This is a genomic window from Oleiphilus sp. HI0061 (genome assembly GCF_001635675.1).
In genome coordinates this window covers 1-1,343 of record NZ_LWFE01000308.1, presented here as the reverse complement: position 1 = coordinate 1,343, position 1,343 = coordinate 1, and the positions used below count along the sequence as shown (strand labels likewise).

The window sequence follows — 1,343 nt, the reverse complement described above, 5'->3', positions numbered from 1 at the left end:
CCAGGCCTTTTGGGAGTAATGAATACAAAGCGGAATCTTAACACACTTACTATATTAGACCATTAAACTTTATTGCCTAGGTCTATGAAGATATCGGAACTATTTATGTTCGCAGACAAGAAATTTACTTTTGGTATAGCAAATTTTGAAATGGAGTTGTCGTGAACCTTTTATTCGGCAGGGAGGGGGAATGGGGGCATATCGCGAATGGAGTTTTAAGAACCTGAAGATAGAGCAGGCTAAATGAAGTTAGAACAACTTTAGCCTGCTAGAGAAGCATAATACTACTTCACTGCACACATATCTTTTTTGGCCAGGCTAAGTGCTTTTAGTACATCAGCACGTCTAATAATGCCGATCACTTTATCATTTTCTATTACTGGGTAGATCTTGGGCCCTTTCCTTAGCATGCTTTCTGCTAGCTTAAGAATATCTTCATCAGGGGATACGGATAGAGGATTCTCTCGCATAATGTCAGCTGCTACTTCGTGGCTATCACAATAGTAGGTATTGTTGAGCATCTGCTTGATGCAGTTTTGCTCAGTGATAAAACCTACCAGTTTGCCGTCAGTATCTAACACTGGCGCTCCTACGATATGGCTTTTGGTAAGTGTTTTAACGACTTCTTCAACGCTAGTATCAAGTTTAAATGAGTATGTCGCTGGGTGCATGTAATCGCGAACGTAAACCTTGGGAGATTCCATCTTGCCTCCAATAAAATTTGTAATGTATAAATGAGTTTGTTGAAGTGAGCATACTACGAGGTTTCTACTAGTGTGATGACCGGTGTCAATTTGAGTGCATTCCTATAAGGAACTAGTAATCACTTTAAAATAAATACACTATTTGCTGAAGCTGCTATAATTTCGCGCTTTCTATCTTTCGAGTTGATTTGTTATATGTCTGAGAACTTTATCTGGCTTGCAATTGTTGTCGGTAGTCTTGTTTCTATTTTCTTATTCCGTTTTAGCTTCAAAACATGGAACAAAATTCAAAGAATAGAGGACGCGAAAAAAGCTTATCTGGAGGAGGTGGCTGAAAAGAAAGATAAGGCCCTCAACAGCATTAAGGTTATCGCACAATGCATGTTAGACGAGCAGGTTGAGCTGTCGGAAGGATGCATTAGAATTAAAGTGCTACTTGACCATTTAGCCCCCAACCTGCATGAAGATGAGCGGTTTTCAGTGTTTATCAAAATGTATGATGCGCTAGAGCACATGCCAACTCATGAGGCGCGTAAGCAAACTGACAAACGAGTGATTTTTAAGCTGGATCAGGAACGCTTCAAACTGGAAGAAGACAACCAGCATGCGATACTCTCTGCGTCTAAAGCGCTCCTGGAG

Annotated in this window: 2 protein-coding genes; one reads left to right on the top strand and one right to left on the bottom strand. The window is 40.4% G+C overall.

Annotated features, from left to right (window positions below):
• Positions 1 to 284: 284 nt before the first annotated feature.
• Positions 285 to 704 (bottom strand): CBS domain-containing protein, encoded by a 420-nt coding sequence (locus A3735_RS04005; protein ID WP_068507387.1) that lies wholly within the window; start codon positions 702 to 704, stop codon positions 285 to 287.
• A 195-nt stretch (positions 705 to 899) separates the two neighbouring features.
• Between A3735_RS04005 and A3735_RS04000 the strand changes: the two genes are divergently transcribed.
• A partial coding sequence (locus A3735_RS04000; protein WP_068637621.1) for a DUF2489 domain-containing protein occupies positions 900 to 1,343 on the top strand: 444 nt, incomplete at its 3' end.

What these genes read in the sequence shown, in the direction of transcription:
- A3735_RS04005 (WP_068507387.1), bottom strand. Translation starts at nt 704, where the DNA reads ATGGAATCTCCCAAGGTTTACGTTCGCGATTACATGCACCCAGCGACA.